Below are 25,978 nucleotides of genomic sequence, written 5' to 3'. Positions count from 1 at the left end.
CCAACCCGCGCAGTTTGGAGTTTAGGCACGTTCTAAGGGTTCCGTGTATTTTTATAAAACAATTCGCGATGTCGCACTATTTTTGCGGGACGCATCCCGCGTCTATGCTTTCCCTCAAGCGCGCCTTGCCAGAGCGCGTAACCGGGAGCCAGAATGCCGTTATCTGCCCCGCCTGATGTAAGGAAGCCCGATGCCTGATCCTGTTGCTGCCAGCTTGCGTCTAGCGCCCGAAGCGCTGACTCGCCCTTTCTCCGCTGAACAGTTCAGCTTCTCGACCACCAATGATCTGGAGCCCTTTCGCGGTGTGCTTGGCCAGGAACGTGCGGTTGAAGCACTGCAGTTCGGTGTGGCCATGCCACGCCCCGGTTACAACGTGTTTGTCATGGGCGAGCCCGGCACCGGCCGCTTTTCGTTCGTCAAACGTTACCTGAAAGCCGAAGGCAAACGCCTGCAGACCCCGGCAGATTGGGTCTATGTGAATAATTTCGATGAGCCTCGCGAACCCCGCGCCCTGGAACTACCAGGCGGCGGGGCGGCGGCGTTTATTGCCGATATCAACGGCTTGGTCGACAACCTGGTCGCCACCTTCCCGGCGGTTTTCGAGCATCCGACGTATCAACAGCGCAAGAGTGCCATCGACCGCGCCTTCAACCAGCGCTACGACAAGGCCCTGGACGTAATCGAACGCCTGGCCCTGGAAAAAGACGTCGCGCTATACCGCGACAGCTCCAATATCGCCTTTACCCCGATGCTCGACGGCAAGGCGCTGGACGAGGCCGAGTTCTCGCAGCTACCGGAAGCCGATCGCGAGCGTTTCCACACGGATATTTCCGAGCTGGAAGAACGTCTCAATGAGGAACTGGCCAGCCTGCCGCAGTGGAAACGTGAGTCCAATAACCAACTGCGCCAGTTCAACGAAGAAACCATCACGCTGGCCCTGCAGCCTTTGCTCGCACCGCTGTCGGAAAAGTACGCGGAAAACGCCGCTGTCTGCGGTTATCTGCAAGCCATGCAGGTGTACCTGCTCAAGACCGTAGTCGAGCAACTGGTGGACGACGCTAAGACCGACGCCCAGGCGCGCAAGCTGCTTGAAGAGCAGTACTGCCCAAGCCTGGTGGTGGGCCATCCGGTCAACGGTGGCGCACCGGTGGTATTTGAACCGCACCCGACTTACGACAACCTGTTCGGCCGTATCGAATACAGCACCGACCAGGGCGCGCTCTACACCACCTATCGCCAATTACGTCCGGGCGCCTTGCACCGCGCCAATGGCGGTTTCCTGATTCTTGAAGCCGAAAAAATGCTCAGCGAACCGTTTGTCTGGGACGCCCTCAAGCGCTCCCTGCAGTCGCGCAAGCTGAAGATGGAATCGCCGTTGGGCGAGTTGGGCCGCCTGGCTACGGTGACCCTCAACCCGCAGATGATCCCGCTGCAGGTCAAGGTCATCATCATTGGTTCCCGCCAGCTGTACTACGCGTTGCAGGACGCCGATCCGGATTTCCAGGAGATGTTCCGGGTGCTGGTGGATTTCGACGAAGACATCCCGATGGTCGATGAGAGCCTGGAGCAGTTCGCCCAATTGCTCAAAACCCGCACATCGGAAGAAGGCATGGCGCCGCTGACCTCGGATGCGGTGGCACGGCTGGCCACTTACAGCGCACGCTTGGCGGAACACCAGGGGCGCTTGTCGGCGCGCATTGGTGATTTGTTCCAGCTGGTCAGCGAAGCGGATTTCATTCGCCACCTGGCGGGCGACGAAATGACCGACGCCGGTCATATCGAGCGCGCACTCAAGGCTAAGGCCACGCGCACCGGGCGCGTGTCGGCACGGATTCTCGACGACATGCTGGCCGGGGTCATCCTGATCGACACCGCAGGCGCGGCCGTAGGCAAGTGCAACGGGCTGACGGTGCTGGAGGTCGGTGACTCGGCGTTCGGCGTGCCGGCGCGGATTTCCGCCACGGTGTACCCGGGCGGCAGCGGCATTGTAGACATCGAGCGTGAGGTTAACCTCGGCCAGCCGATTCACTCCAAGGGGGTGATGATCCTCACCGGTTACCTGGGTAGCCGTTATGCCCAGGAATTCCCGCTGGCGATCTCGGCCAGCATCGCGCTGGAGCAATCCTACGGCTACGTGGACGGCGACAGTGCGTCCCTGGGCGAGGCGTGCACCTTGATCTCGGCCTTGTCGAAGACGCCGCTCAAACAGTGCTTTGCCATCACCGGTTCGATCAATCAGTTTGGTGAAGTGCAGGCGGTGGGCGGGGTCAACGAGAAGATCGAAGGTTTCTTCCGCCTCTGTGAAGCACGCGGGCTGACCGGCGAGCAAGGGGCGATCATTCCGCAAGCCAACGTCGCCACGCTGATGCTTGATGAGAAGGTGCTGCAGGCGGTGCGCGCCGGGCAGTTCCACATCTATGCCGTGCGCCAGGCGGATGAGGCCTTGAGCCTACTGGTGGGTGAGGATGCCGGTGAGCCGGATGCGGAAGGGCAGTTCCCTGAAGGCACGGTCAATGCGCGCGTGGTAGAGCGCTTGCGCGCGATTGCCGAGATGATCAGCGAGGAAGACTTGAAGGAGGCGGAGAAGGAGTTGGCACAGCAGGCGTTGGCGGAAGCCAAACCCACCTGATTTTTTTGTCGTGATGCGGTCAAGTGTGGGAGCTGGCTTGTCGGGTCGCCGCACCGCTGCGATAGCCATAGGTATCTACACATCTTGAGGGTGCCCTCTGCTACGCAATTTCACTTTGAAGATGTGTAGATACTTATGCTGCGATAGCGGTCTACCCGTTAACGGAGATGTTGCCTGGACGTCAGTCATCGCAGGCAAGCCAGCTCCCACATTGACGGTGGTGTATTCGGAGAAATTACGAAACCGCCATAAATTTGACTTAGGTTGAGGGGCCAGCGCCGTTGGTCCCTACAGCCTTGGTTTGTCGCGGTTTTCTTCTATTCTGTGTTCAAGGGATATCCACAGGAGTCGCTGGATAGAGACAGCCTCGCCCCAGGCGCAGGTTGAACACCGATCTAACGAGGGTCGCCGCCATGCCGCGCAACCTTTGCCTCACCCGCCAGTGCTTTGGCCTGGTCACCCGTATCGAATGTTCCATTCGCCCTCTCGCGGGCGATAACGGCATGTGGACGTTGTTGTTTGCCGCCGGAATGACCGGCGAACAACCCTCCACTATCAAGTCCCAGGGCCCGTTTCACGGCCCCTTCGTGGCGGAGAACATTCTGGAATCCATCGTTGATAGCCTGACCCTGCATGGCTATGAGCAGGCGGGCGATCCGCAGATCTGGAGCCTGCACATGCAGGCCCATCTGCGACAGCTCAATGGTGATACCCAGCACTGAGTGCTATTTGCTCTCGGGCTTGTCCAGCTTGACTTCAAAGCCGTACTGCACGGTGCTGAGGTCGGTGCGTTGGTAGCTTTCCAGGGACGTAGGCTGGCCGTAGAAATAATGCACGTCAAACAGCGCCGTGCCGTATTCCTCGGCGCGGTGGCTCACTCCCAGGATTTCCTTGAGGTAGTTGCCGCTGGCGTCCTTGGCGTAGAAGCGCCAGCTGTCGGCAGGGAATTCCTTCTGGTCCACGACCAGCGCGTTGTCCTTGAGCGACAGCCCTTTGGGGAGCTTGCCTACCTCAATGTCGGCTTTTTCGATGGTCGCCAGGAACAGTGGAATCGAGCCCACCACAAACGCCGGGTTTTCCGGAAACAGGTTGAGGTCATAGGTGAGGGTGCCGCGCGCCGGGTTCAGTTCGAAGGCCTCAGTCGGCAATTCGATCGGCTCCCCGCGTTCGCCCTTTTCGTCGGCGGTAAAGAAGGTCACCGGCGATTCGCTGCTGTTGCGCTCACTGCCCACCAGGTCGTCATTGAAGGTGAACGGGTGGTCAAACACGATGTGTGCGGCACTGGCGTCCTCGACCGACTGGCTGATGGTGACGCTGTTTTTCAGCTGCTCTTCGGTCATGCTCGCGTCTTTGAGCCAACTGGCGGCGCCGTCGTCGTACACGGTGACCGGCATTGGCAAGGCCTGTACGGTTTGCTGCAGGCTGTTCTTATCAAAGCGCAGCACGGGCAGGTCGAGGTCTTTGCGGGTAAGCGTAGCGGTGGAGAAATCCAGTACGTTGACCTGCAGGTTGTCGATCACGCCATTGAAATACACCTTGGCGTAATGGCTGCTCTGCTTGTGTTCGAAGGCTTTTTGTTCATCGGTAAGCTGTTTTTCGAATGCCTCCGACCAGACTTTCTGCTTTCGCATTTCGGCCAGTTGCTTCTCGTAGAACGCCACCTGCGCGCTGCTTTCGTTGATCGAGCCCGAGCGTGTGAGGAATTGCCCAGTGCTGTCCCGTGCCTGTACCAGCAGTGGGTTGGGCGACTCGTCACCCACTTCCGGTGCCAGTGGTTGGCTGTTGATCAGCTCGATCTCGGCGTAGTTTTTCTCCAGGAGCAGCAGGTTGAGGGTGATATTGCCTTCGGTACGCTTGTGGCCGACGTCCTTTTTCGACAAATCAAACGTCAACACCTTGCCCGGCGCAACCACTTCAATGGTGCCCTTTAGGTTGACGGGTTGCGGCTGGCTCTTGTTTTCGGTTTCGATGCCGTCGATAAACGGGTAGGTCACCGTCAAGTCGTCGGGGTTGGTCAGGTTGGAACTGCTGGGGCTCAGTTGGATGCCCGGATCGGTTTCCGACCATTCCGGCTGAAAGGGGATGACCTTGTTGTTGCTCAAGGTCACGGACTTCCATTCCAGGCCATGGGGAAAGGGGAATGGGTCCGGGACACTGAAATTAAACGGGAAGACCGGCTGCAAGTCCGTCAAATAGTCGGAGTGTGAGGTTTTACGCAGCACGAAGAGGCCATTGATGTAGGTGTCCACCAGCGCCTGGGGTGTGGGGTAGTGCCTGAGCAGGGCCAGGCTGTCTTCGCCGTATTCGGCTTCGATGGGCTTGGTGGCAAGCTTGACCCGTGCCCGTTCCAGTAACAGCAGTGAACCGCCAAGTTCGGCAACGGCGTCGCGCAGCTTGGGGTCTTGGATGCTGTCGAGGGAGTGTTCGAATTGTGCGGTTTTCTCTTCGAGGGTGGCCTGCTTCTGCTCGTCGCTGGGGGAGCAGCCGCCGGCCAGCAGCAATGCCGCGCACAGGCCGAGATTGGCCAAAGGGGATCGCACATCCATCATCTGAGTTTTTCCTGTCCGACATCATCGAGCCGATTTTTATTGGGCTCGACACTAGCAGAAAAATTCTCTTACAGATGCCGCCCAGGTCAGTTTTCTCGTGGTTACAGGTGTTTTGTAACCGCTGGTATACTCGCCACCATTTTTAGCCACGCTGTGTGAGATCCCATGGAACGCTTTATCGAAAATACTATGTACGCCTCACGCTGGCTGTTGGCGCCCATCTACCTGGGGTTGTCCCTGGGCTTGCTGATCCTGGCGCTGAAGTTCTTCCAGGAAATCATCCACGTCATTCCCACGGTTTTTACCATGCTGGAATCTGAGGTGATCCTGCTGCTGTTGTCGTTGATCGACATGGCGCTGGTCGGTGGCTTGCTGGTGATGGTGATGATTTCCGGCTACGAGAACTTCGTCTCGCAGCTGGATATCGATGAAAACAAAGAAAAGCTCAACTGGCTCGGCACCATGGACTCTTCGTCGCTGAAGATGAAAGTCGCGGCCTCCATCGTGGCGATCTCGTCCATCCACCTGCTGCGCATCTTCATGGACGCCAAGAACGTCGATCCGGAGCATTTGATGTGGTACGTGATCATCCACATGACCTTTGTCGTGTCGGCGTTCGCCATGGGCTACCTGGACAAACTCACCAAGCACTGATGTGTGCGCTGGCCTTACTGTTCCACGAAATAGTAAGGCTGGCGATTGATCGACATCTCCTTGGCGACCCTCACAGGCGTGCTCAAACCGTTGGTATGGTCCAGCAATGCAACGTTGCCGGGCTTGGCGGCGAGGTAATTGTGCAACTCGGCCTCGGTTTGCAGGATGGGCAGGTAGCCCCGCAGATAGAACACGCTGGCCCCGGCGATGCGTTCATTGGGCTGAAACAGCACGACTTCTTTGCCTTCGTCTTTGAGCGCCTGGATCTGGCTGATCACCGGCACGAACGATTGGCGCACGTCGGCCTTGGGCGCGAACCAGAAGGCGGCTGCCAGGTAGCAGGCCACGGCCAGGGTGAAAACGCTGCCAACCAGTGTTCTATGGTGTTTATACAGCGCGGGCTTGTGGTCTTTCAGCCAGCCCAGCAGCACCCGCGCATATTCCGCCGCCAACACGGCGGCGGCCGGCGTCAGTGCCATCAGGTACACCGTGCGCTTGCTGGACGCCAGCGTCAGCAGGGTGAACTGCCCCACCAGCCAGACACTGAAAAACAGCCGGTAGCGGTTGCGCACCAGGCTTTTACGGAAATGCCACAGGCCCAGGTACACCAGGATGTTCCAAGGCAAGAACGCTTGAGGCAGTTTTGCGATGTAGTAATACATCGGCTCATAGTGCCCTGCCTCGACAAACGAGCCGCTGAAACGCCCGACGCTGTTGGTCCACAGCACTTCGCCCACCGCCTGCATACCGCCGCGCTGGAACAGAAAGCCCAGCCAGATCAGCAGTGGCACAAGCGCCAACAAGGTAAATAGCGCCGGCTTGAGCCAGTCGCCGATGCGTAGGCGCTTGTCCATCAGGCTGGTGCTGGCCAGGTACACAAAAATCACAATGCCCGGCATCGCCAGGCCCAGCACGCCTTTGCTCAGCGTGGCGATCACCATCCCGCCCGTAAAGAGCGCCCATGCGCCAGCGCTTGAACCTTGGCGATCGGGCCGCACGGCTTGGTAAAACGCCAGCAGCGCGGTGGTCACGCCCAGGCTGAGCAACGAATCCTCGCCCACGCCGCGCACATTGCTCCAGTAACTGGCCATGGTCGCCAGAATCAACGCGGCGCTGAACGCCAGCGTCTGCGGCCGTCCGAACCGGCGCAGCATCCCATAGAGCAGCATCACGCTGAACAACCCGGCAAACGCCGAGGCCAGGCGCACGGCCCAGGTGGTGCCGCCAAACAGGCGAATGGCCCCGGCATCGATCCACAGGCTCAGGGGCGGTTTTTCCAGGAAGGGCTCACGAAACAACTGGGGCACCACCCAGTTATTGTCCAGGTGCATGGCCATGGCGATGCCGGCGACGCGCGCTTCGGTGGAGCCTTGCAGCTCATGGTTACCCAGGGCGAAGAAGAACAACAGACCAGCAAGCAGGAGTAATAGGGGAGCGGGACGCGTCATGGGTTGTGGCTACCAAGGCAGGAGGACCGTCCGGGGGAACGGTCATTGCAGTTGGCTAGTATCCGTCTGTGTTTCTGAACGTTTCGTGAACAGATGGGAGAATAGTGAGGGGCGCCTATTGGGCGGTATAGGAAGTCACAGGCGCGTGGTGTCTATTACAACAATTCCCAACGGTCCACTACGTTTTTCCACCCTTACCCAACCCTGTTCACCGTAGTAGCTGGTACGGCAAATTTTAATCTGTTTGTTCACTTCCGTATCGAATACCCGGATGCCTGCGCAATTATGCCTGCCTCCCGCTGCATATTCGTACGAAGTCACATAGCTGCTGAATACCGTGCTCGTAAGCAGAATAACCACCGATAGCAGCGCATCCATCACCAAGCCACTGGCGATGAGCAAGCCGAAAAAGACTTTTAATCGATCCAGCGGTTTTTTGCGCAGGAACCTGGAGTTCCCGGTATGCCACCCCCACACCATCAAGATGATTGCCAGCGCTGGCGATGAGATCAGGGCGATCTTTTCAGCTATCGGGTTGAAATGTGCAGACGGCCAGATAATGAATGTCCAGACCAGAATCAGCGCGATGAGGAGTAGCAGGCCAATGGTGGTTGGTATCAGGTAGGCATAGGAGTTTTTGTTCAATGCGACGTTCGTCCTTGTAGTCGGAGCCTGCCGCTGGTGTCTCTCGGAGACAGGGCAGTAGTGCAGCATTGAATTGTAATGGATGTGCCCCTTGGGTGGTGCGCTGAGAGCGTGAGCCGGGGAAATGAGACGATGGCAAATCGCAGACAAAGAAAAGCCCGCGATGGGGAGAAGCGGGCTTGAAAGGGATATTCACAAGGAGCTGGGATTACCATAGACGCTCAAGTGTGAAAGGGGCGTGAAAGCCTGAGCTCAGTGTGAAGTGGTGATTGCCAGGGTGAGTTGTTGGACCGTTTTCAGCGGCGTCAGCCTGCACGCGACTCGGCTTTTTTGATTTGCTACTGAGGTTACGTCGGGAACGGTTGCGCGTCAGCGGTGGAAGCCAGCGTGACGAGCACACGCTCGATGAGTAATCCGCCCAGCACCACCAGTTGCTGGCTACCCAAGAGTTTTTGACGGGTTAATCCGTCGAGTTCGAAGGCCAGGTCTGTGATGATTGCGTCCAGCGATGCAAGGGTTTCGCTGGCTTGGATCAGCAGTGTTTCGGGATCGATGTTCTCATTGACCGTGAAGAGAGTCGCTGGAGGATTGGGCGTGATTTTTTTCATGGCTGAATCTCCTTGATTAGTGGAGTCGCCAGACATCGCTGCTAAACGAAAAGGGTGGCGACCGTACGCGGGTTAGCAGACCAGGAATCAAGGAACCCAGCGCACCCGAAAGTGCCCCACGCACAGCCGCCATAATGCGAACCAGCGGATGCTGAAAGCATCGCTTGAACGGATGGTGGCTTTGCAGGCCTTGATATTAACCGAGCTGCTAAACCCGGTCGCTGATTTTGCAGCGACGTGGAGAGGTTAGCCGGGTAGGTGGAGTGGAACCAGTTCACCAAGGGCGCGACATCTTGAAGGAAAAATCCGAAGCGCGGTTTGGCGGTGATTTCAGAGACCCAAAAACAACAAAACCCGCACTAGGCGGGTTTTGTCGATGCTTCGAAGTGGTGGGCCGGGGTAATCTGAATCTATATTCTATGTCATTGATTATTAAGATTAATTTATTTTTTTATTTTGATTGGAATACCAATTGGAATACCTCACGAGACAGTCATGCCTTAGCTCGTCGCCTGTAATTGATTTGACACCCTTGCCTCTCATCTATGAGGAGGTAGGATCTACGTGCAGCATAGGTTAAATTTGGAAAGAGGCTGAAGGTGCTGACAGGCAGAAACTGGCCAATTTCTGCCTGGCGCGAACGACAGAAATCGACCCGTGGCAACCTTTCGATGTGGGCAGCGACTCACATTTCCGCGATTAAAGATTTGAGTGCCCGCGATGCTCGCGGAAAAGCCACTCCCGAAGACTTGAGCGGGCGTTGCAAAACCTGGGTAACGTTCAACGCTCAAAACCCGTCGCGCAGCTTCCGCGGCTGCGTTCTAGATTGGTTACGAGAGCTCAGCTCAGCTCCGGATTACATGCGCCTGTTCGGCTTACCGCCGGCAAAGGACACCGCACGAGTCATGGGATTGGATAGGGCTCTAAGTCATTGACTGGTAGCTGATGACTGCTCAACCCTTGCTGCTCTGGTTTTCTACGAAACATTAGAATCTTTGGATGCGTATCAATATAATGACGTATCTCCAGTGGCGAAGTCAGAGGGGGGTGCCCATAGATCTCGTCCAGTACGATCAGAGTCTCGGCGATCTTGCGAGTTCTGCAATATACCTGAATCGCTTCGGACTTTTTAAAATGCTCCTGCTGCAGTAGTGCCACTAGCCATAAAGTTGGCCTCCACCAATCGTATGCAAAGTCGCAGTGTTTGATGACCATTGACGAAGACTTGCGCTGTGCCAGCAGTGCAAAGAAGTTGAGCACGTTGTCTAGCCTCAATCGATCAGCCCGATCCGCTTGCTCGATCTGAGCATCGTCAAGGTTCGCCTTCGACTCATCGAGTACACGCAGGATTGGAATAACTGTTGCCGGAAAAGGCAATTGATCCACGGCGTATAGTCGACTGGCTAGAAAATGCGCGTACTCCTCGTTCTGTACGCCAGCCAGCAGGGCACGAAATGCTCCGTTCTTGACGTCTTGAAACTCTTGAGAGGTGAACGTTTGAAATAAATCGAATATAGAACGTTCGATTTCTTCACGCCTTGCATGTTTGGCTTCTTCGGCCTGGAACAGCAAAGTGATGATCACTCCACCAAAAGCCAGTGCTGTAAAAAGAACGTTCAGTCCATTGTATACAGAGCCTACCGGTTCGCTGAAAGCCCCACCAGGAAGCGCTTTCGATACAGGCCACGCCATCGCCCATACCGATATTATAAAAACCATCACGGCCAAACCGATCAGTCTGTTTTTTGAAAACATGGCGCGACTCCTATCGCAAAACAACGCAGGGATTTCCTTTCCAGAAGTTTTTACTCAGGTTGGGGGGATTTTCAGAAGCGTACAGATCCCGTGGTTGCCCGTCTACGAAAGGTCGGGCCAGTAACAGGTTTTCATAACAGACCTCTTTCGGCCAGAAGCAGTCATCCCGTGATCACCCTACAACTTCGACGCGCAGTATCAGCCAAAAGAGCATCAACGCAGTGAGGAACAATACGGTGTGAGCAGTTTATAAAATGCTCTATTGCATAAGCGCGCGGACGGGTATGGATAAGCTGGCATATTTGAGGGTGTGCTGCTGAAAGCCGACGCAATTTTGCAGAGGAACTCCCTGAAGAGCGGTTTAGATGCCTATTGAGTTGACCGTCGGGTCGTTGTTCGCCGCAATCCGACTTCTGGGCACTTTGCGTGAGACCAGCGTGATGGTTCAGCCTCCAGATGATTCTGCATCGCACAAAAGCTCCAGCAAGTCATTCGCCAGGGCCGCCGCTTCTTGTCGATAGTCGGTATTCCAGCGGCTCGACCAGTTAATAGGCTTTCCCTCATCCTCCCAATGCGCCAACGCAAGTCCGTTGAGTATTTCAAGCTCGAACCAAATACGCTGCCAGGCGACGGCGTCCTGGACTGACGCTGTGTCTTTCCACAGGAATTCTGTTTGCGCGACAAATGCCGCCCATGCGAACACATCTTCTGAGGCTCGCTCGTCGAGCCTTCGGAAGTATTTTGCGCTAGCCAATTAACGATTCCTTGTAGTCGTGCACCTGTCTAGTAAATGTCCATCCCCGGATACAGAGCTTCAGGTGGATGATAATCGGGGTCCTCGAACCTACTGTTCTGGTAATAGGTTTGGGCCGTCGGTCCATCACCGTTGTAGGTCACCTGCGGATTCGGCGTGAGATGCCAACCGTTTCCTTCTGTGTCGCGCTCAATCAGCGATGCGTACACCCTACAGCTGCCTGATGAGCCGGATGTCAACCTGAATTGGTAATAGAGTCCGGCTTGGGGAGTAAACTTCGTCGAGATGTGGCAGGAGCGAGTGCGTGACCCCTCCCAGAAAAGATCCACCTGCGTTTCGATACCGGGTCGGATCCGCGTTTCGTAATAGTCCCATGTGAGGTCTTGCCCTGTCTTGGGCATGCCCACGTCTTGTGTATGGGTGAACGGCAGGGGGCCGGTGCGAACGGCGCCGCCCGAACGTTTGCCGTTTTCGTATTGGTAAATTTCGGCGTGCTGCGTGTAGTCGACGATACGTACCCAGGCAGGGTTGGGCTCGTTTTCGGGCGCGGTGAAGTAGTTGGTGTGGGGCAAATACTGGCAACCTGCGAACAATGGCAGCGTCAGGAAACAGAGGGTACGGCGAATAGACATAAAACAGTCCTTTACGGGATTGTTGTACAGACCACAGAACTGCAGGTGAATTTCAAGGCTGGCTCCACTCTGAAGCAAAGTCAGCCGCCATCTGTGTGTTTCGGTGGGGGCGATGGCAAGGTGTCGGCGTCAAAAGAGGTGATTAACAGCATCAGGGCCACCAGTGCACAGGCGAGCCCGGAAACCATCATTGCCACATGAAACCCGTGCTCCATCGCGGGAACAAAAAGTGCAGAAACAATCAGCGAGTCACTTGATGCCACACCATGAGCAATCACATACCGCGCAATCTCAGGCGCTTTGGCTACCCCTTGATCACGCAACGCGGCAGTTAGCACTCGTGACGCCTCGCTGCTCATGAGCGTGCCCAAAAAGGCGACGCCAATTGTCATGCCCATCTGACGCAACGCGTTCATCGTGGTAGAGGCCACACCCATACGATCAATCGGTGCGGCGGTCATAACCGCCATGCTGGTGGCAGGTACTGCGAGACCGGCTCCGAGCCCCAGAAGCCCGAACAGGGTGCCCACAATCCAATAAGGGGTATGTGCTGTGAAGGTCACCATGGTAGACATCGCCAGCGCCGTCACGCCATAACCGGCCACCAGAAGTCTTCGCAATGTCATCACTGCGCTCAAGCGCCCGTACAAAATCGACACGCAGCCAGTGACCAGAAACTGCGGCATCATTCGCCAACCCGTTTCAACCACCGACAAGCCTTGAATCGTCTGTAAATAGATCGAGAAGAAGAACAGGCAGCTGTAGTACGAAAAACCCAGGGTAAAAGAGGCCAGGTTGACCACGGCAAACGAACGCCTGCGAAACAGCGAAAGTGGCAATAACGGTCGATCTACACACCGCTCTACAAACATAAACAAAAAAAACACCACCGGGGCAACTGCCAGCGCCGCTATGGGTATCAAAGGGTTCAAGCCCGGCTGGCCGATACTGATGAGCCCATAAGTCAGGCTGGCAAGACACACGACGCTGAGCACTTGCCCTGCCGGGTCCAGCGCTGTGCGCGCTTGCTGCTTGCGCTCCCTGATCCCCCAGATGCCCAGGCCTATGGCAATCATCCCAAGAGGCAGGTTGATAACAAAAATACTCTGCCAACCTATGCCATGGAGCAACAAGCCACCCAGCAATGGCCCCAGGATAAGCGCCAATGCGCTGAACGCCGACCAGCCACCAATGACGTGAGCACGCTCTTCAGCGTCTGGAAATGCATGGCTGAGAATTGGCAGGGCACCCGGGATCAGAAGCGCACCGGCGACTCCCTGCACCGCCCTCCCGAACAGCAGTAAATCCAGGTTGGATGCCATAACGCAAACTGCTGAGCCGACAGTAAACAGCCCCACACCTGCCAGCCAAGCCCGCTTATGCCCATAACGATCGGCGATGGGCCCCGAAGACAACATGAAGGCTGACAAACAGATCGTGTATGCATTGACGACCCATTGAAGACCGGAAATATCCGTTTGCAACGCGTCTTGCAGTGTCGGCAGTGCCACGTTCACGATGCTGATATCCAGCGTGGCGAGAAACGTGCCCAAGTAGGCTGCACATAGCGCCGCTATGCGTGGAAAGGGGCGGGTGACCGGGTTATCTGAGGCAGAGCGATCAATGTTCATGCCTCATGATATTAACCGACCGACCGTCGGTCAATGGAGCTTTCCAACTTTTTACCACCTCGATTGGTTCCCTCCTTTACACTGATTTCATTTGACGACCTGTTCGAAACGAGACGATGAAAACCAAAGCCCCCGTAAAAGCTCCGGTGACCGAACGTGCTCCCAAGCCCCGGACCAAACCCGCCGAAGTACGTCTTGATGAACTGATGGCGGCAGCCGAGGAGCTTTTTCTAGCTCAGGGGGTCGAGGCCACCACGATCAACGAGATCGTTGAGTCAGCTCAAGTGGCCAAGGGCACGTTTTATCACTACTTTTCTTCCAAGAACGAAATGCTTGACGCCCTGGCCGTGCGCTACACCGAGCGCTTCATGCTCAGCCTGGACAATGCAATGGCGCGCTGCGCTGCCGATGACTGGGAAGAGCGTCTTCGCGCCTGGATTCACGCCAACATCGAAACCTACGTCAAGACATATCGTATCCACGATATCGTCTACGTGAACCACCACCATCATGATCGTGCCAACGGCTCGAAGAACGCTATTCTCGAGCAATTGCTTGCGATTATTGAAGGGGGGAAGCTGGCCGGCAATTGGGCGCCAGAACATCCGAGCGTTGTGGCATTGCTCATTTATGCGGGCGTCCATGGCGCGACTGATCACATCATCGCCGCTAATACCGAGGACTTCGCCCCGTTTGCCCATGCCGTTGCTGATGCTTGCCTGCTGATGTTACCCAACGGCGTCAAACAAGCCTGATCGGAGGCGGTGCTTCGGCCAGAAGCAGACGCTCGCCAGTATATTTCGGTGCCTTATCGTTCTACTTGGCGTTGCCTCAGGATATCGGTGGCTTAAGGGAGCTACCATGGGCCTCGTAACCGACCGAGGCAAATGAAATGCTCAGGCTTGCCTGGCTGGAAAGGCGCTGACCTGGGGCTATGCATACGTCCCCCCGACATCTCACGCCTGTAGGCGCGAGCTTGCTCGCGAAAACCCCATCAGCCCTCCAACTCGCCAGCCCGATAAATCGCAGTGTAATTGTGAGCCACCCACGCCCTCGACGGTTTGGTTAGTTAGTATCTTGACGGGTAGTCGACTGACTTAATTGGACGGTTACGCTGACATTTTCGCATGATCGGAAAAGCGTACGACAACGGTGTACCAAGGAAGCTGCTTATGCGCAGACGTCACCTAGGAGCCATCCCCGCCACATCCAAATCAGTGATCCATTGCCATTGCCGCCTGTGCCGCAAAAAACACGACTACATCGCTTCTTGCGGCAGTGCTCCCACTATGCATACTTTCCGGCGCTAACAGCACAAAAACCAACGCCTTTAGGCAATACCACGGGAATTTTGCGCACCCTGTGGCTGGACGGAGGGCAAGTTTGCCGAAATCAGGTCTTGTGTCACTCATGCGAAATTGGCCCTCACTTGACCACTCGTTTGCATCGCATTTCACCAGCCATTTTCAACGGAGTGACCAGCACGAGTCGTGGTCATTGACGGCCACGAATTGCCATCAGCCCTAGATTACAACCGCATTGCCGATGGCCGCGATTGGACGCATACCACGACACGCGTTGCAGGGAATTATCCAGCTAGCTCAATTTCTCAGCTGTGACATCCTCGCCGGCCGAAAGTAGAAAGTGTAGTATCAGCGACCGATCAATCCGCTGATCTCTGATACCCAATATGCATGCAGTCAACAGAACATCGAACCGCTATGACGGTATACACGTTGTAATTGTGCATGGTTATACTGCCTCGCCCAATGTGAACTGGTTTCCTTGGTTGGCGGAGGTGCTACGGGAGCAAGGCGCGCAAGTTAGCATTCCAGCTATGCCTGATTCGTTCAATCCTGATCCAATAAAATGGGCATTGGCGTTGCAGCAATCACTGCCAGCAGCTGACACAAACACGATCCTCATAGGGCATAGTCTTGGATGCATCGCTGCTCTACGGCACTTGTTGTCCTTACCCGCACACACCTTAACTGGCGGAGTCTTGCTGGTCTCCGGCTTCGATAGAACGGTGTCTACGTTGCCAGAGCTACACGCCTTCACAGATGCACCGCTGGACCACGCGGAAGTTTGCCGTCGTACACAGAAAATCATCTCGCTGTTTTCCGACAACGATTCAATTGTTGAGCCTGCAGCATCTATCGAACTGTCCCGCAACCTCAAAGCCGAGCAACAAGTCGTTAGTGGTGGGGGACATTTTCTCGACCGCGAGGGATTTGTACAGTTTCCAGAAATATATACGGTTATTGCGAGGCTTCTTGGGCACGAGACACAGATTTAGCCGCTGGCGTATCCACGGGACACGCACTCGTTACTGCTATGTCTCGGCAAAGTTCACGCTCCAAGCCGGACGCTATTACCAACTCATGCTGACATCCGGTTCGGGCGGGACATGTACGTTGTATCCGTCGCTGATCGAACGCGACAAAGATGGGACCGGATGGCATCTGACTCCCAATTCTGAGGTGACGTACGAAGGCGAGGGGCCTACTGCCAAAATGCATTACAACAATAGTCGTTTTGAAGATCCCGATTACCACCCACTTGCGGATCTTTATCCTGGTATCGATGTTAACTGAAGGGCGTGTGATTCACGCCTAGCCGATGGCTGCCACTTACGGATCAATGCCAGGGGATATTTTATGGGTGCCAGGACGTACTGGCTCAGCGAGAGCGAACAAGCGTCGAAGAATCTCTTTGCATGGTCGGCTTTTGTCGCGCAAACCGAATCTTTATGGCAAGACACTGCCTTGATCCAAGCCGACGCGGCTTGGCAGCATATTTGGTTCGAGCTGGAAATACTCACCTGGCTTGCATTGGCGCAGTGGGAGGATGCTGTTCGCTGTCTGGCAACTATTCGCAGTAGCCCACAGAGCCAGTTTTCTGATCCTTGGCTTCACCTGTTTCGAAGAGGGATTTGCCATCGCGCAAATTCTGCACTGAACCATCCACGAAAGGTTCGAACGAATCCAAGCCCAAGCCGTTCTCGGCGTGTAAAAGACGCAATGGCAGTTTCGGATCGGACGCTGCCTAGGGCATTAGGCAACCTTGACAGCTTTAAGTGCAACGTCGAGCTGCGATCTGGCATTCGACTCATAGCGGCAGGCGAGCAGTCAAATTACCGAACTCTACAATGTCCGAAACGGATTCCTTCTGGGGCCTTGAGGGCTGCAACGTCTTGCGAGCGATCATCGGAAGGGGCTCCTCTTGATCAGTTGCGGTTCTCACTCGTCTTTCAACGCCGAGTCAGGAACAGGCCCGGTAGCTGCTCTAGCTACCAGGTAATCCGATCAATTTCCTCTTGGTTCATCGCACGCCAATCAGTCTGGTGGATACCGTAATCAGCTTGAGCGTACTCAAGTGCTTCCTCCAGCGAAAGCATCAGATGGTCCCCTTCAATCTGCTGGCTGGTGTAATCAATGAAGCGAATCTCCATATAAACCGGTGGTTCGTCCTCACCCTCAACCTCGAGACCAAACAGCACGATAGCCGTAACACTGGGGCGATACTCACAAATGCACCGCACCTTGGCAAAGAGGTACAAGGGGGGCTTTTTCATATAGGGACTCCTTCACTGCTCAAGTGGGGCGGGGGGTACAAGCGACAGCACAGGGTCGGTTGCAGCTTATCTCTACCGGCAGCTGACGACCCGAAGGCGACAATCAAGCTATGCGACCAAAGGGAGCGAACTTGAGCCTAGGGTTAGGGCTCCGAGTGCTCGGCGTAGATTGCCATAGCCTTTTCGTGGCTGTCGGTGCTGAGGAAATCATTCTCGTATGCGCCCTGAACTTTTGTCTTGCCACCTTCGCCCCCAGAGAGTGCAATTGCTAGAGCTAGTGAATTGTTGTGGCCGCACTCCTCGACGGGAAAACCACGTAGCGGGGTAAGGGCATGGCTGCGCTTCCTTTTCGAGTGAGGGCGCATCAGTGCGTAAAACCACTGTATGGGGGTGTGGTTTCCGCCGGCAAAAAAAGGCCCACACACCCGGCTTAGGTGTAGCGGCCTTTTGAACGTGAGCGGCGTTATTGGTAACGCGCCGGGCTTACTTTTGCAGTCTCTTAGACAGATATACCCTCGCGCTCCCAGTCGCCTCGGCGGGCTGGCCCAAGTGGTACTCCACGTATTGGTCATTGCCGTCCTTACGGTCGAACAGCCCCAACAGCACCCACCCGGCGCTTTACAACTCTGCGCCTTGCCCTCAGTTCTCACGGTCTTTAACGTCTTGGAGTCTTCAATCGCCATCGATACAACCCCTTTTTGAATGAGCGCAAGCTTCAACCCTTAGTAATAGTGGGAATGAGGCAACCCTTCGGACCCAAATACCCAGAAATTGATCAACCTCAAGCCTGCTTTTAATGACGCGATCTGAATCTCCTCCAGTCTCGTAGGCCCAGAGCGGATACGTCAGCTAAGCCGCCCAGACAACCAGGCACCCTCCTCAAACCAGGCGAGAAGCGCGACCGGGGATAATGGCTTGGCGAAGTAATATCCTTGACCCTGCTGACAGCCCCAACCTCGCAGCAGGTGGTAGTGCAGCTCCGTTTCAACTCCTTCCGCCACGACGGTCAAACGAAGATTCCGCATTAAGCTGATCAGGCTTCGGAAGATGTGCCATTCGTTGTTACCCGGCTGAAGATCAGCTAGCAGTGAACGATCGAGCTTGACGCTAGTTGCTGGAATCTGGCGCAGGTAGGCCCAGTTACTGTAACCACTGCCAAAGTCATCAATCCCAATGGCAACGCCGAGATCGCGAAAACGTTGTAACTGAACCCGCACGGCCTGGAAGTCAGTCACTAGGACGCTTTCGGTAAATTCGAGCTCAATGAATCGTGGTGCTACCTTGAAGGCTTGCAGGGCCTCGACCAACTTATCGAACAGACGTCCGTCAGTCAGATCCAGCGCCGAGACGTTCAGGGAGACAGTCATTTCCAAGCCCTTAGCGCGCCACTCTGATAGCTGCTTACAGACGCGCCGCACTACCCAGCTGGTGATGTGGCGAATAGAAGCTGTGGTTTCGGCCAGCGGGATGAATTCAGCAGGGCTAATCTCACCTAGCTTGGGATGCGACCACCGCAGCAGTGCCTCAACAGCAACGCACCGGTTGCTGGCAAGATCGACACGAGGTTGGTAGACCAGCCTGAACTGATCAACGGTGCCAAGTGCCGCTTCGATGTCATTCAGAAGTACGGTGCTGCGACGCAGGCTCGAATCGATCGCGGGATCGTAATCGAGCCAACGCCTCTCGCTTCGGCGCGCAGCATCAGTGATGCTGGACATCAGGCGCAGGATATCCTTCGGCAGGCCAGATTCGGGCTTGAGCGGCAGTACGCAGATCCCTACATCGGAGAAAACGGGGATATCCACACAGTACAGCGGCCTTTCGAACGCATGCACTATGCTGTCGGCCAGGCTGGACAGCGACAGTGTCCGGTGGTTGAGCAATGCGACAAAGCCCATAGTGCCGGAGCGGTACAAACGCGTCTCTGCGGGCAGGAACTTCAAGACCAGCTCTTTGACCGCCAGCATGAAGTTGGTGAAAAACTCGCTGCCAAGCGACTTCGCCAAACTGTCCATGCCCGATGCGGAGAGCGGCTCTATAAGGACAGCGCCCCACTCATGCTGATCAGGTGCCTGCAGAATATCTGCTTCAAAGCGCTGCCGGTTGGGTAAGCCAGTCATCGGGTCGATGTAATGCGAGCGGTGCATGGATTCCAACCGCGCCACCACAACCTGGGCCGCGTTGCGCAGAAGGGTTCGCCCTTGCTCGTCCATCGGCGCATGCGCTTTATAGTCAAGCACGCAGAGCCTGCCCAGGTTGCGCCCTGAATTGATTGTCAACGGAGCACCTGCGTAATACCGGATGAACGGAGCGCCTATTACCAAGGGGTTGCTCAAGAACCGCGGGTCAGCGACAGGGTCACATATTTCTAATATCCCCCCTTCGTCGAGACCGTGGGCGCAGAAGGATATTTCGCGCGAAGTCCGTTCAGGCTCCATGCCCACACGGGCTTTGAAAACTTGATAGTCGCGCTCGATGATGCTGACCAGCGAAGTAGGCACCTTAAAATAGCTGGAGACCATCGCCACAATGCTGTTCAGCACAGGGTCCGAGCCGCTTTCCAAGTCGGAGGTCAAACGGTCTACGTCGACCAGCCGAGCGCGTTCTTCTTCGGGCCATAAGTTGCATGTGGTCATTTCGGCTACTATTGAGTGATAAGTCGGCTGGAAATACCAAGATTAGGTGTTGATTCTATGCCTTCAGCTTATCACGGCGCCAAATTCCAACAATTATGGTTAGCCATTGCGCTGATAATCAGAAACTATAGGCCTGGTTGTGAACCGCTTAAAGCTGAAGTAGCGGTTGCCGATAATTATCTGAGGTGGCGAACCATCGCCGTATCGACTGCCGACAATTCGCACCTCAGCTCTCCGACCTGGCCCCGACGGAGCAACATTTGATCAGTATTCTCTCTCGTAGTCTTGAGTTGGTGCGCCGATTTGCACGTAATCAGCCAAGCCCTCCGGTTAGCTACGCCGGCACCGTCGTGGTGATTGCGCTTTGTGCCGCCGTGCGCGTGCAGCTTCCCTTCACAGCACTACCGTACCTGTTTTTCATACCGGGGCTTATGTTCATCGGTTTCTGTTTCGGCGTTGGCCCATCGGTCATAGGCTGCGTGCTAGCAGTGCTCACCGCACACTATTTCTTCATTGGCGAGATTGGCTTTAATGATGGCTTGACCGCCTGGGTTAGTAGCGCAAGTTTCGCATTCGTGACCTTCGGCATGGCGGTTGTTTGCGCCTTATTCCGAAGAACCTTGAGCGCCCTCTCCGATGTCAACGATCGTCTGGAGTATGAGGTCGAGCGTCGTACACTGGAGCGAGATGGTATCTGGAATGTATCCCCTGACCTAATCTGCACGCTGTCCGAGGACGGTGACGTCGTGGCGATGAATCCGGCCTGGCAAACCGAAACCGGACTTTCAGATCTAGAACTCAAGGGTGGTGCATTTTTCTGCTTCATCTCCCCCTCCCAACTGTCGGATGCCCTACTCACCTTGGGCAGAGGGGATATCGCAGAGCTCGATACCCAAGGCTCTCGCGCCAATGGCAAACCACTGCACTTGAACTGGCGAATAGCACGTCGAGAGGGGCTGTACTTTGCGGTCGCGCGGGACGTTACTCAATACAAGGAACGTCAAGAAGCGCTGGAGCAAGTGAGCTCGCAGTTGCAGCAGAGCCAGAAAATGGAAGCAGTGGGCCAGCTAACAGGTGGATTAGCCCATGACTTCAATAACCTGCTGACCGTAATCACGGGCAGCTTGGACATGCTTGACCGACGTATCGCCCAGGGCAAGCAAGAGGACCTACCACTATATGTAGGGCTCGCACGAAATGCTTCTGCCCGAGCAGCCTCTCTGACACATCGGCTGCTGGCCTACGCCCGACGTCAGCCTCTGGCGAGCTCAGTTGTCGACCTGGCGTTGCTAGCTCAAGAAATGAGGGAGCTCATCAGCAGGAGCCTCACGCCGCGAATCGAACTGGAGCTATTGGCACCAGAAGAAACTTTGCTGTGCATATGTGACGCCCACCAATTGGAAAACGCGATATTGAACCTGTGCATGAATGCGCGCGACGCTATGCCTCATGGAGGTCGGCTCCAGATCCAAATCAGCAAGGCCCGCGTTGATACCACGGATGGCGCTACAGCGCTGAACGCAGGGCAATACGCACTTTTCCGGATATCTGACACCGGGACGGGGATGCCCCAAAGCGTGCTTGAGCGCGCTTTCGACCCATTCTTCACCACCAAACCCTTGGGCTCTGGAACCGGCCTGGGCCTCTCGATGGTCTATGGCTTTGCCCAGCAATCATCGGGCGAGGCCCGGATCGAATCAGTTATGGGGAAAGGCACTACGGTGAGCCTTTTCCTGCCATTGCACCACAGTCAAGTCACAACTGTTGATGTCAGCGTACCGATCAGTATGGAACACGATTTCCAGGCACATAACGCAAGGGTAATCGTGGTCGACGACGAAGATGCTATTCGTGACCTTATTGGCGAGACGCTGGAAGAAGTCGGCTATCAAGTCACCAAGGCTGGAACCGCTGCACAAGCACTGCGGGAGCTAGCAGCAAAAGCAGAGGCAGCGTTACTGATCACGGACATCGGCCTGCCCGGCAGTATGAGTGGCGATGAATTGGCGGTGATCGCGCTCAAAAAATGCCCTACGCTCAAAGTTCTTTTCATTTCCGGCTTCTTGGAAAATGCTGTCCCGGCGATCGCACTTAAAAGCGGCCAGACCGAACTCCTGCTAAAGCCCTTTGCCCTAAAAGAGCTTAAAGCAATTGTGCAGCGTTTAATCTCTCAACGATGAGCAGGCTCGACACCTCAGGTATACGCCGAGCAATTCGCAACCTTCGTGCCTTGCCCCGCGAAGCCAATGACTGCATCTTTCAAAGTTGGCGAACTACCGCTAGCCAATCACGTTGCTCACATTGCGTTCTGCCGAGCGCTACTCCTTGATCGAATAGCCAACAGCCGCATCGACGTAGGACCGTGCAGATGCATCCTGTTGGCGCCAGAAAGCGATGGAGTGATGTGTTTCAGGTAGCCCTGTAAGCGAAGGATGGGCTTTTTGCTTGCAGAGTTTGAGCTTCAGGTCGGCAAGCGTCCGCCTTTGGCCGAATACTGCCATCACTAACGCTAGAAGCCGACCACACGCGACCTAATCGAGGTCTGTTGAGAAATCTGCTCATTCAGGGGCAATTCATAAAAAAAGAACGTGTACAAATTTAAATTTGTGTACAGCTTTTTTCTTCAGTGACGATATAGATGGCGAGGTGCCATGGATAGGGCCCGCAACAATTATGAGTCCAATTGCCATGACTACCCTTTTCGGAATGCGCCGTGATCGTCGCGCGATACAACAATTGGTGACCGCGATTACTCGCGGAGTACCGCCACAAGTAGACGGATGCGCTGAAGCTGCTGCAGTCCTGGATGCCTGGAGGGCGTTTGATTCACTCGATCGCGGTTCCAGGTCCCGTATACAGGAGCTTGAGCAGGAATTGGAAGCAGCTCGTGAGCTACTTCGCGACGCAGCATCGTCCGCTTCTGCACACGAGATCAGGTTTGACCTTGTCAACCGCGCTTCCAGCGAAGGGCTTTGGGATATGGAGGTAGTCGCCGGCGACCCCGTGAATCCTAAAAATCGTTTTTGGTGGTCTCAGCAACTACGCAACCTCCTGGGGTTCAGCGATGAGCGCGACTTCCCAAATGTTCTAGCGAGTTGGGCTGATCGCCTGCATCCGCAGGACAAGCAAGCCACTCTTGACGCTTTCACCCGCCATCTGAACGATAAATCCGGGCACACCCCTTATAAGGTGAAAAATCGGCTTGCGATGAAGGACGGCTCATACCGCTGGTTCTACGCACAAGGAGAAACGCTGCGGGATGATCGAGGTATGCCTATACGCGTAGCGGGTTCTCTGCGTGACATCCATGATCAGCTTGAGCGAGACGAAGAGCACGACGTCATCATCACCAGGTTCGAACTGGCCAGGGAAATGCTCTCGGACGGTTTGTGGGATATGGAAGTTATCGCGGGTGACCCGGTAAATCCAAAGAACCCATTCTGGTGGTCTCCTCAATTCAGACGATTGCTTGGATTTGAAACCGTGGAGGAGTTCCCAGATGTCTTGGATAGCTGGGCATCCAGGCTTCACCCGGATGATAAGGAGCAAAGCCTCAACGCATTTGGAGCTCACCTGAACGACCGGTCTGGGATGACGCCCTTTGATATCGAGTACCGGCTAAAGATGAAGAGCGGTGAATATCGATGGTTCAGAGCTCGAGGTCAGACTCGGCGCGACGCCTCCGGCTCGCCGCTTCGGGTAGTAGGGGCCCTCGTGGATGTCCATCTGCAGCACGAGCAGGAAGCGTTAAGACAGGCAGAGGTCGCGCATCAGCAGACGCTTGAGGAAAACATCGCTCAATTGTCTCAGATAGTTGGGACTATACAGAGCATTGCGAACCAGACAAATCTCCTGGCACTGAACGCGGCGATCGAGGCCGCGCGCGCTGGCGAAGCGGGTCGTGGCTTCGCGGTCGTTGCCGACGAGGTTCGCAAGCTCGCGACTCGCACTACAGAAGCAACCGAACAAGCTGCCGGAATGATCGCCCGCTAACTACTGCTCTGTTTAAGCCAAGCTGGCGCGACATTCGTCCATCTGCTCGCTGCCTCGGTACGTACTAAGTAATCTACAGTAGACAACCAACGGCAGTGAGCTCGAGCATCCATTACCCATCCAGATATGAACCATCTGTTGGGAATTTATGCAGGGCGCTCTGTATCGTTGCTGATTATTGTAGAGCCATGAATGACCTCCGGGAAGTGACATGTCATCTGCGTCCGCTTCTGGCCGGTTTCTGCCCGTCGCTACCCTCGGCTGCGGGGAGCTGGCGGTCAGTTGAGTATCGAGACTTTGGATGGAGCGTCAGTGTTAAATCCAGCCTGCGATATGATTAGCGTAACTGAGGTTTAAGGCCTCAATCGACACGAACTGGTCGGTCGGGTGACCCGTGGTAACAGAAAGCGATTTAGTGCCAAATTAGAGGGGCCGCTTACATCGACTTGACCGATACAACTTCCACAAACCTGAATTTTTTTCTGGCCGTCTTTGTAGCTTCTTGCTCCGCAACTATTGAGCTCAGCGTATCGGCCTCATGCACCATCTCGTGCATTTTGCCTTCAAATTCATTTCCCACCCGCAGCGTGACTCTCAGCCTGGGCGTGAAGCCTTTTGAGACTTTCTTTTTCTTCGCTGCGTTTACCGGTTGTACCGTCACGACATCCGAGACGGTGTCGTGCACGTGTGTGTTAAATGCTGGCGCAGGGGACTGAGAATAACCGAATAGCGCCCGGCGCATCTCTTCTTCCGTCAATTCTGTATTCATAACATTTCTCAGAAGGGCGTTATGTACAACCATGCCGATTCTATCAGCGTGGTCGGACTCTGCATTATTCTTCGCTAGGTCAGACCTGAAGCGGTGGAGGGCCACCAGTCACCGTCGAGCGTCATCATCTGGCTGGCAGCTTCATTCGATGTATAGCTTATTGATACTGCATGCTTGTGTTGTCACTGCTTCACATTTACGCTTTGTCCCGTCACGGTCAATCCCGTGGCCGGGTGTCAGAACCTGAATTGTTCGAGGCGCATAGCGCCATAGCCAGCTATTAAGTGCTTACATAGGCTTAGCTGCTGCTTTTCTATGGCGGTCCGTGCGGGGCAGGCTTCGGCCTGGCCGGTTCCCTCGGACGCCGGTTTCTGACCCCCGTACGGTCCGCCACCCATTTCGTGTCAGAACGGCTGGGTGGACGGCTCCTTAACTGTCCGAGGAGATAAGGAAAATGACCTGTCCCCCTTTTAAGCTCGTGCGCCACCCTGGCCAAATGATTCAAGCTGCACAATATCTCGGAGGATTCCGCGATGTTTGATCTTTCGCTTCTCATTGGCCTACCCAAACCCAACAGCATCGATACTTCATCGCTTACCCCTGAAGATGCAGCGATTAAACTACGGCAGGCTGCAATACTTCGGCTTAATGGAGCACAGAGCGTCCTGCTTCATTTTCCACAGGATGTTGAGCTGGCGGTAGAGCTGTTGGATGACGCGGCTGTATTGTTCGACAAGGCGTTTCGATGTTTGTCCGGTATCCCAGCTCAGCGCGTTCATCAACAGGTTGGTGAGTACGTTTCTGTCCCTTCAGCTGAAGGCCGTCCTGGTCTTCGAACACCATGGGGCAATGAATTCCGCCCGATGATTGAGGACGGCGTTCGGTGCGCTGAGACCTGGCTCGATGGCTCATCATTGCCGCTGTGGTGGGCACTGGCGCAAAACCGAAAGCATCATCGTCCAGGTGATCCCCAAGAAGCATTTGAAGCAGGTTTTCTGCTGCGATTGCAGCAGACGCTAATCATGCGACGTGAGGCAGTCACTTCCCAATCAACCAGCATCGATACCTGAGTTTGTAATTGACGTTTGAGACTTTGCTTTTCCCGCCAAACCCTCCGATCAAGCGATCTTGATCGCGCCGATCGGAGGGTTCACTCGCTTTTTCTTGCAGCCACCGCGTCCCTCCCTTTCATTTCAAATTTGATCAGCGCCAGCCTTCTTTTACCCGTCAGTAATTGCTCGTGATCTGTATAGGGCGCAGAGCCGTTTCAGTGTTAAAGCGGATCCTTTCGTTGGGCATGGATATAGGTATGGCGACACCGGCGACAGTGGCGACAACCCACGTAGAACATGGCCTGGAGCATGGCGACAAAAGTGGCGACAGTCGCCATTTTCTGAGCGCTTTGGCCGTGACGCTTGACCGCCTTTTCGAGTGGGTATAACAATTGGCGCACGGATCGCTGTCGTTGACAGCACCTGCCCAGGTAGCCAGAACCTTTAAGGCTACGCCACTCGCGTGGGGGTTCTTCCCCAAGTGCGATTAGCGTCCGGCGGCTCGCACGGTCACTCCCCAAGAGTGATGGATGCCTACTCGACCAATCTGCCCATTGCGGCAGACGATGGACCTACCTCGCTGCATTGCAGCAACCTCACCTCTTGGCACACTTCGCTGCGCCAATCCGCGCCCGTCTCTTTCTTC

18 protein-coding genes and 2 pseudogenes are annotated in these 25,978 nt (G+C 55.4%); 9 read left to right on the top strand and 11 right to left on the bottom strand.

All coding sequences use genetic code 11. The features are described 5' to 3' along the window. The first annotated feature begins 190 nt into the window (after window positions 1–190). A complete protein-coding gene (locus tag BFP95_RS08155) occupies window positions 191–2,629 on the top strand; it encodes a Lon protease family protein (RefSeq protein WP_065875329.1) in 2,439 nt (812 codons plus the stop codon). Window positions 2,630–3,042: 413 nt separating this feature from the next. Further along, window positions 3,043–3,351 carry a PA4575 family protein gene (locus BFP95_RS08150; RefSeq protein ID WP_049711465.1) on the top strand — a complete coding sequence of 103 codons (309 nt, stop codon included), beginning with the start codon at window positions 3,043–3,045 and terminating at the stop codon, window positions 3,349–3,351. A 3-nt stretch (window positions 3,352–3,354) separates the two neighbouring features. Here BFP95_RS08150 and BFP95_RS08145 read toward each other — a convergent pair whose 3' ends face one another. Next, window positions 3,355–5,178 (bottom strand): hypothetical protein, encoded by a 1,824-nt coding sequence (locus BFP95_RS08145; protein WP_083224215.1) that lies wholly within the window; start codon window positions 5,176–5,178, stop codon window positions 3,355–3,357. 165 nt (window positions 5,179–5,343) lie between these two features. Here BFP95_RS08145 and BFP95_RS08140 point away from each other — a divergent pair, with 165 nt between their 5' ends. Beyond that, window positions 5,344–5,832, top strand: a complete 489-nt coding sequence (locus BFP95_RS08140; protein ID WP_049711466.1) for a TIGR00645 family protein — start codon at window positions 5,344–5,346, stop codon at window positions 5,830–5,832. A 14-nt stretch (window positions 5,833–5,846) separates the two neighbouring features. On the opposite strand, the gene BFP95_RS08135 is transcribed toward BFP95_RS08140, so the two are convergent. From BFP95_RS08135 to BFP95_RS08105, 7 genes are all read right to left on the bottom strand, one after another. Next, window positions 5,847–7,280: an ArnT family glycosyltransferase gene (locus BFP95_RS08135; RefSeq protein WP_065909812.1), complete on the bottom strand. Its 1,434-nt coding sequence runs from the start codon at window positions 7,278–7,280 to the stop codon at window positions 5,847–5,849. Window positions 7,281–7,415: 135 nt separating this feature from the next. Then, a complete protein-coding gene (locus tag BFP95_RS08130; RefSeq protein WP_065875327.1) occupies window positions 7,416–7,925 on the bottom strand; it encodes a hypothetical protein in 510 nt (169 codons plus the stop codon). Window positions 7,926–8,272: 347 nt separating this feature from the next. Continuing rightward, window positions 8,273–8,533, bottom strand: coding sequence for a DUF6124 family protein (locus tag BFP95_RS08125; protein WP_065909811.1), 261 nt, complete (start codon window positions 8,531–8,533; stop codon window positions 8,273–8,275). A gap of 903 nt (window positions 8,534–9,436) precedes the next feature. Then, on the bottom strand, window positions 9,437–10,288 hold the full coding sequence (locus BFP95_RS08120) for a hypothetical protein (RefSeq protein ID WP_065909806.1): 852 nt from the start codon (window positions 10,286–10,288) through the stop codon (window positions 9,437–9,439). 445 nt (window positions 10,289–10,733) lie between these two features. Next, window positions 10,734–11,042 carry a hypothetical protein gene (locus tag BFP95_RS08115; protein WP_065909804.1) on the bottom strand — a complete coding sequence of 103 codons (309 nt, stop codon included), beginning with the start codon at window positions 11,040–11,042 and terminating at the stop codon, window positions 10,734–10,736. 29 nt (window positions 11,043–11,071) lie between these two features. After that, window positions 11,072–11,674: a hypothetical protein gene (locus BFP95_RS08110; RefSeq protein WP_065909801.1), complete on the bottom strand. Its 603-nt coding sequence runs from the start codon at window positions 11,672–11,674 to the stop codon at window positions 11,072–11,074. A gap of 80 nt (window positions 11,675–11,754) precedes the next feature. Further along, complete coding sequence (locus tag BFP95_RS08105) at window positions 11,755–13,305, bottom strand: MFS transporter (RefSeq protein ID WP_065909798.1); 1,551 nt, start codon at window positions 13,303–13,305, stop codon at window positions 11,755–11,757. Window positions 13,306–13,421: 116 nt separating this feature from the next. Here BFP95_RS08105 and BFP95_RS08100 point away from each other — a divergent pair, with 116 nt between their 5' ends. Beyond that, entirely contained in the window at window positions 13,422–14,060 is a 639-nt protein-coding gene (locus tag BFP95_RS08100; protein ID WP_065909796.1) for a TetR/AcrR family transcriptional regulator, read from the top strand. A gap of 935 nt (window positions 14,061–14,995) precedes the next feature. After that, the gene (locus tag BFP95_RS08095; protein ID WP_065909794.1) at window positions 14,996–15,604 is read left to right on the top strand and encodes an RBBP9/YdeN family alpha/beta hydrolase; all 609 of its coding nucleotides are present in this window, start codon (window positions 14,996–14,998) and stop codon (window positions 15,602–15,604) included. Between the two features lie 993 nt (window positions 15,605–16,597). Here BFP95_RS08095 and BFP95_RS29770 read toward each other — a convergent pair. Both BFP95_RS29770 and BFP95_RS08085 read right to left on the bottom strand, forming a co-directional pair. Beyond that, window positions 16,598–16,882, bottom strand: a complete 285-nt coding sequence (locus BFP95_RS29770; protein WP_032900782.1) for a hypothetical protein — start codon at window positions 16,880–16,882, stop codon at window positions 16,598–16,600. A gap of 845 nt (window positions 16,883–17,727) precedes the next feature. After that, entirely contained in the window at window positions 17,728–19,518 is a 1,791-nt protein-coding gene (locus BFP95_RS08085) for a sensor domain-containing phosphodiesterase (protein WP_065909791.1), read from the bottom strand. A gap of 260 nt (window positions 19,519–19,778) precedes the next feature. Between BFP95_RS08085 and BFP95_RS08080 the strand changes: the two genes are divergently transcribed. The 3 genes and pseudogenes from BFP95_RS08080 to BFP95_RS30290 form a co-directional block, all read left to right on the top strand. Continuing rightward, on the top strand, window positions 19,779–21,698 hold the full coding sequence (locus BFP95_RS08080; protein WP_065909789.1) for an ATP-binding protein: 1,920 nt from the start codon (window positions 19,779–19,781) through the stop codon (window positions 21,696–21,698). Window positions 21,699–22,191: 493 nt separating this feature from the next. Next, a pseudogene (locus BFP95_RS30210) lies at window positions 22,192–23,229 on the top strand (PAS domain-containing protein); the annotation flags it as partial. Window positions 23,230–23,274: 45 nt separating this feature from the next. Beyond that, a pseudogene (locus BFP95_RS30290) lies at window positions 23,275–23,502 on the top strand (methyl-accepting chemotaxis protein); the annotation flags it as partial. A 445-nt stretch (window positions 23,503–23,947) separates the two neighbouring features. Here BFP95_RS30290 and BFP95_RS08070 read toward each other — a convergent pair. Continuing rightward, window positions 23,948–24,280, bottom strand: a complete 333-nt coding sequence (locus tag BFP95_RS08070; protein WP_065909836.1) for a hypothetical protein — start codon at window positions 24,278–24,280, stop codon at window positions 23,948–23,950. A gap of 533 nt (window positions 24,281–24,813) precedes the next feature. On the opposite strand from BFP95_RS08070, the gene BFP95_RS28855 reads away from it, so the two are divergent. Beyond that, window positions 24,814–25,350 (top strand): LasR-specific antiactivator QslA, encoded by a 537-nt coding sequence (locus BFP95_RS28855; RefSeq protein ID WP_083224212.1) that lies wholly within the window; start codon window positions 24,814–24,816, stop codon window positions 25,348–25,350. Window positions 25,351–25,978 lie beyond the last annotated feature (628 nt).

Origin of the sequence: Pseudomonas sp. 58 R 12 (assembly GCF_900005865.1) — a bacterium.
GTDB classification, from domain to species: Bacteria; Pseudomonadota; Gammaproteobacteria; order Pseudomonadales; family Pseudomonadaceae; genus Aquipseudomonas; species Aquipseudomonas tritici.
This window is presented reverse-complemented; position numbering and strand designations above follow the sequence as displayed.

Bases quoted from the DNA above. Each gene is read 5' to 3' on its own strand.
- BFP95_RS08155 (WP_065875329.1), top strand. From the start codon at position 191: ATGCCTGATCCTGTTGCTGCCAGCTTGCGTCTAGCGCCCGAAGCGCTG.
- BFP95_RS08150 (WP_049711465.1), top strand. From the start codon at position 3,043: ATGCCGCGCAACCTTTGCCTCACCCGCCAGTGCTTTGGCCTGGTCACC.
- BFP95_RS08145 (WP_083224215.1), bottom strand. From the start codon at position 5,178: ATGATGGATGTGCGATCCCCTTTGGCCAATCTCGGCCTGTGCGCGGCA.
- BFP95_RS08140 (WP_049711466.1), top strand. From the start codon at position 5,344: ATGGAACGCTTTATCGAAAATACTATGTACGCCTCACGCTGGCTGTTG.
- BFP95_RS08135 (WP_065909812.1), bottom strand. From the start codon at position 7,280: ATGACGCGTCCCGCTCCCCTATTACTCCTGCTTGCTGGTCTGTTGTTC.
- BFP95_RS08125 (WP_065909811.1), bottom strand. From the start codon at position 8,533: ATGAAAAAAATCACGCCCAATCCTCCAGCGACTCTCTTCACGGTCAAT.
- BFP95_RS08120 (WP_065909806.1), bottom strand. From the start codon at position 10,288: ATGTTTTCAAAAAACAGACTGATCGGTTTGGCCGTGATGGTTTTTATA.
- BFP95_RS08110 (WP_065909801.1), bottom strand. From the start codon at position 11,674: ATGTCTATTCGCCGTACCCTCTGTTTCCTGACGCTGCCATTGTTCGCA.
- BFP95_RS08105 (WP_065909798.1), bottom strand. From the start codon at position 13,305: ATGAACATTGATCGCTCTGCCTCAGATAACCCGGTCACCCGCCCCTTT.
- BFP95_RS08100 (WP_065909796.1), top strand. From the start codon at position 13,422: ATGAAAACCAAAGCCCCCGTAAAAGCTCCGGTGACCGAACGTGCTCCC.
- BFP95_RS08095 (WP_065909794.1), top strand. From the start codon at position 14,996: ATGCATGCAGTCAACAGAACATCGAACCGCTATGACGGTATACACGTT.
- BFP95_RS29770 (WP_032900782.1), bottom strand. From the start codon at position 16,882: ATGAAAAAGCCCCCCTTGTACCTCTTTGCCAAGGTGCGGTGCATTTGT.
- BFP95_RS08085 (WP_065909791.1), bottom strand. From the start codon at position 19,518: ATGACCACATGCAACTTATGGCCCGAAGAAGAACGCGCTCGGCTGGTC.
- BFP95_RS08070 (WP_065909836.1), bottom strand. From the start codon at position 24,280: ATGAATACAGAATTGACGGAAGAAGAGATGCGCCGGGCGCTATTCGGT.
- BFP95_RS28855 (WP_083224212.1), top strand. From the start codon at position 24,814: ATGTTTGATCTTTCGCTTCTCATTGGCCTACCCAAACCCAACAGCATC.